Origin of the sequence: Mesorhizobium sp. M1E.F.Ca.ET.063.01.1.1 (genome assembly GCF_003998155.1) — a bacterium.
Lineage (GTDB): Bacteria > Pseudomonadota > Alphaproteobacteria > Rhizobiales > Rhizobiaceae > Mesorhizobium.
On the sequence record NZ_RZSC01000424.1, the window covers coordinates 1 to 5,135 of the forward strand.

Sequence of the window (5,135 nt, forward strand, 5' to 3'; positions counted from 1 at the left end):
CGATGCAAAGCGTCGCGAGACCCTTCTTTGCGCCGCGCCGGCGTCAAGATGGGCGACTACAAGATGATCGACACCATGATCAAGGATGGCTTGTGGGATGCCTTCAACGGCTACCACATGGGTAACACAGCCGAGAACGTCGCCCGTCAGTTCCAGATCACCCGCGAAGACCAGGATGAGTTCGCGCTTGCCTCGCAAAACAAGGCCGAAGCCGCGCAGAAGGCCGGCAAGTTCAAGGACGAGATCGTCGCCTTCACCATCAAGGGCAAGAAGGGCGACACCATCGTCGACCAGGACGAATATATCCGTCACGGCGCCACACTTGACGCCATGACCAAGCTGAAGCCGGCCTTCGACAAGGACGGCACGGTCACCGCCGCCAACGCATCCGGCATCAATGACGGCGCCGCCGGGGCGCTGCTGATGACGGAGGCTGAGGCCGCCAGGCGTGGCATCACCCCGCTCGTCCGCATTGCTTCCTGGGCGACAGCAGGCGTCGATCCGGCGATCATGGGCACGGGCCCGATCCCGGCCTCGAAGAGGGCGCTGGAGAAGGCCGGCTGGTCGGTCAAGGATCTCGACCTCGTGGAGGCCAATGAGGCCTTCGCCGCGCAGGCCTGCGCCGTCAACAAGGGCATGGGCTGGGATCCGTCGATCGTCAACGTCAATGGCGGCGCCATCGCCATCGGCCATCCGATCGGCGCCTCAGGCGCCCGCATCTTCAACACGCTGGTCCATGAAATGCGCCGGCGCGGCGCAAAGAAGGGTCTCGCGACGCTTTGCATCGGCGGCGGCATGGGCGTCGCCCTGTGCGTCGAAGCGCTCTGAGCGAATAGCGAATAGGGAGTAGCGAATAGAGAAGAACGGCGTCGGCGCGATGGGACACCAAATCCCTATTCGCTACTCTCTATTCGCTTCAGCGACAAAAAGGGAGGAACCTCATGTCCAAGGTAGCAATCGTCACGGGCGGATCGCGCGGCATCGGTGCGGCGATATCGGTGGCGCTGAAGAGTGCCGGCTATTCGGTGGCCGCCAACTATGCCGGCAATGACGAGGCCGCCGCGAAGTTCAAGGCAGAGACCGGCATCCCGGTCTACAAATGGTCGGTCGCCGACTACGACGCCTGCGCCGCCGGCATCGCAAAGGTGGAGGCCGATCTCGGCCCGGTGTCAGTGCTGGTCAACAATGCCGGCATCACCCGCGACGCCATGTTCCACAAGATGACGCGCGAGCAGTGGAAGGAAGTCATCGATACCAACCTCTCCGGCGTCTTCAACATGACGCATCCGCTGTGGGGCGGCATGCGCGACCGCAAGTTCGGCCGCATCATCACCATCTCCTCGATCAACGGCCAGAAGGGTCAGGCCGGCCAGGCCAACTATTCGGCGTCGAAGGCCGGCGACATCGGCTTCTCGAAAGCGCTGGCCCAGGAAGGCGCGCGCGCGGGCATTACCGTCAACGTCATCTGCCCCGGCTACATCGCCACGGAGATGGTCAAGGCCATCGACGAGAAGGTGCTCAACGAACGCATCATCCCGCAGATCCCGGTCGGTCGCCTCGGCGAGCCGGAAGAAATCGCGCGCTGCGTCGTCTTCCTGGCCTCGGACGAGGCCGGCTTCATCACCGGCTCGACGATCACCGCCAATGGCGGGCAGTATTTCGCCTGAGGCTTGTCCCGGTTGCGGGGCGGCCTGAACGCTCGGGCCGCCTTTTTCTTTCTGCGTCGTCCATCGCCGACACGACACCTTGCCTCAATTCGGCACGCAAAGGTTAACGGCCTCGCCGTGCCCTGTGCGAAACCTCGTTCACAAGCTGTGAATTTTCGGTGCGCAAGCTGTGGACGACACCATATCTAGGCGTGAACAAACCGGGAAAACTCGCAGATCGCTGATTCGTCGCCGATTCGTTCCGGCTTTGGTCGAAAAGTTAACGCGAAGAGCCGGAAACGGTTCGGAAGTGATTAACGCCGATTAGGAAAGATCAACAATTTCATAATCTTGGCGACCGCATTCAGATAGTCCTGACCGTTCGCCGGCAAAGGTTAACGACCCTTCAAGGCACGGCTGAGGCAAGCATGAAACGGGCCAACTCCGGGATTCAGCATGTGGTGAGACTCATCGTCAAAAAATCCACATATAGCCGTGAACAAAACCTGAATCAGGACGAGTCAGCGATTCGTCGCCGATTCGTTCCAGACTCGTTCCAACGGTTAATCGACAGCGGATTTTGACCCCTGCCTGTCGGAGTGTGGTCTGTAAGGGAAACATTCCACTTTCGCTTCGCGCCTGAAATCCCTATGTGTCGCCTGTCACACGCGGCGGCATCGCTGCGTTCCCGACAACAAGCGGCAGAAAGACTTAAATTTCCGAGCCGATGAATATCCAGCCCAAACACACCCAGCCGTTGATCCTTTCGGGCCGCGACGTGACGGCTGTGCTTGGGCCTACCAACACCGGCAAGACCCATCTCGCCATCGAGCGCATGGTGGCGCACGAGACCGGCGTCATCGGCCTGCCGCTCAGACTGCTTGCCCGCGAGGTCTATGGCCGCGTCTGCGAGAAGGTCGGCGCCAACAAGGTGGCGCTGGTCACCGGCGAGGAGAAGATCGTCCCCGCGGGCGCGAAATATTCGGTCTGCACCGTCGAGGCGATGCCGCGCGAGACCGATGCGGCCTTCGTCGCCATCGACGAGGTGCAGCTCGCCGGCGATCTCGAGCGCGGCCATATCTTCACCGACCGGATCCTGCATCTGCGCGGCCGCCAGGAGACGCTGCTTTTGGGCGCCGCCACCATGCACGGCATCCTCCAGAAGCTGCTGAAGGGCGTGTCGGTTGTGACGCGGCCGCGGCTGTCGCACCTTGCCTATGCCGGATCGAAGAAGCTCACCCGCCTGCCGCGACGCACGGCGATCGTCGCTTTCTCCGCCGACGAGGTCTACGCGATCGCCGAGCTGATCCGCCGCCAGCAGGGCGGTGCTGCCGTCGTGCTCGGCGCTCTCTCGCCCCGCACCCGCAATGCCCAGGTGGAGATCTTCCAGTCGGGTGACGTCGACTATCTCGTTGCCACCGACGCCATAGGCATGGGGCTGAACCTCGACCTCGAGCACGTCGCCTTCGCCCAGAACCGCAAGTTCGACGGCTACCAGTACCGCAATTTGACCGCCGCCGAGCTCGGCCAGATCGCCGGCCGCGCCGGCCGGCATCTGCGCGACGGTACCTTCGGCGTCACCGGCCAGGTCGATCCGCTCGACGAGGGTCTGGTCGAGAAGATCGAGGGGCACGATTTCGACCCGGTGAAGGTGCTGCAGTGGCGCACCGCCGATTTCGATTTCTCCGGCCTGGACGCGTTGAAGCGCTCGATCGAAACCAACGCGCCGGTCGAAGGGCTGACCCGGGCATTGCCGGCGGTCGATGCCCAGGCGCTTGAGCATCTGTCGCGCGACGAGGGCATCAGGGCGCTCGCCACCGGCAGGGAGCGCGTGGCGCTGCTCTGGGAAGCCTGCGCGCTGCCGGACTATCGCAAGATCGCGCCCGCCCAGCATGCCGACCTTGTCGCCTCGATCTACCTGGACCTTGCGCGCCATGGCCATGTCGACGAAAATTACATGGCCGAGCAGGTGCGGCGGGCCGACACGACGGATGGCGACATCGACACGTTGTCGCACCGGATTGCCCAGATCCGCACCTGGACCTTCGTCTCCAACCGACCGGGCTGGCTGGCCGATCAGGCACACTGGCAGGAAAAGACGCGCGAAATCGAAGACAGATTGTCGGATGCGCTGCATGAGCGGTTGACGAAACGCTTCGTAGACCGCAGGACTTCCGTCCTCATGCGGCGCCTTAGAGAAAATACCATGCCTGAAGCCGAAATCAGCCCTACCGGAACCGTCCTCGTCGAAGGCCATCATGTCGGCGAGTTGCAGGGTTTCCGCTTCACCGCCGACCAGAGCGCCGGCGGCGAAGACGCCAAGGCGGTGCGCACTGCTGCCCAGAAGGCGCTCAGCGCGGAGTTCGAGGCACGCGCCGAACGCTTCGCCGCCTGCTCCAACGGCGATCTGGCGTTGGGCTCGGACGGCATCCTGCGCTGGATCGGTGCCCCGATCGGGACGCTGGTGGCCGGCGACGAGGCATTGAAGCCGCGCCTTGTGCTGCTTGCCGACGAGCAGCTCACCGGACCGGCACGCGACAAGGTCGCGGCCCGCGCCGAGCGTTTCGTCAACTTCCAGATCGAAACGCTGCTGAAGCCGTTGGTCGATCTGAAGAATGCCGAGCAGCTCGCAGGCATCGCCCGCGGCATCGCCTTCCAGCTCGTCGAGCATTTCGGCCTCATCAACCGCCGCGACATCGCCGAGGAAATGAAGTCGCTCGACCAGGAAGGCCGCGCAGCGCTGCGTCGCCTCGGTGTGCGCTTCGGCGCCTACCATGTCTTTGTGCCGGCGTTGATCAAGCCGGCGCCGGCCGGGCTGGTGACGTTGCTCTGGGCGCTGAAGAACGACGGCAAGGACAAGCCCGGCTTCGGCGACGTGGTCCACGCGTTGGCTTCGGGCCGCACCTCGGTGGTCATCGACGTGGCCTTCGACAAGACCTTCTACAAGCTCGCCGGCTATCGCAATCTGGGGCGCCGCGCCGTGCGCGTCGACATACTGGAGCGGCTGGCCGACCTCATCCGCCCGGCGACCAACTGGAAGCCCGGCCTCGGCCAGCGCCCGGACGGCGCCTATGACGGCCACGCCTTCATGGTGACGCCGCCGATGATGTCGATCCTCGGCGCCACCGCCGACGACATGGAAGAGATCCTCAAAGGCCTCGGCTATCGCGCCGAGCCAAAGCCGGCCGCCGAGGTGAAGGCCAAGCTCGAGGCGCAGGACAACGCCGTCCGTGAGGCCGCCGCAGCGAAGCTGGCGGCGGACGAGGCGGCTCAGGCGGCGAAGGCAACCGCCGATGCCGTTGCCGAAGCATCGACTGCCGAGGTTTCGGAAACGGCAGACGAAGCGCAAACCACGGAAGCGGTGGCAGACGCCGGGACAGAGCCCGCCGCAGAGATTGGCGTAGAGCCGGTGTCGGAAGAGCAGCCTCAAACCGAGACTGTCGAAGAAGCCGTAACCGCGACAGAGCCGATGGCGGCTGAGGCTCCCAC

Annotated in this window: 3 protein-coding genes; all 3 read left to right on the forward strand. The window is 64.0% G+C overall.

What is annotated here, in order from left to right:
• The coding region (locus EOA29_RS24385; protein WP_127221714.1) for an acetyl-CoA C-acyltransferase at positions 1-828 on the forward strand (828 nt) is incomplete at its 5' end.
• A gap of 113 nt (positions 829-941) precedes the next feature.
• On the forward strand, positions 942-1,667 hold the full coding sequence (locus EOA29_RS24390) for a beta-ketoacyl-ACP reductase (RefSeq protein WP_126091475.1): 726 nt from the start codon (positions 942-944) through the stop codon (positions 1,665-1,667).
• A gap of 706 nt (positions 1,668-2,373) precedes the next feature.
• Positions 2,374-5,135, forward strand: a 2,762-nt coding sequence (locus tag EOA29_RS24395) for a helicase-related protein (protein ID WP_189478972.1), incomplete at its 3' end; no start/stop codon positions are given.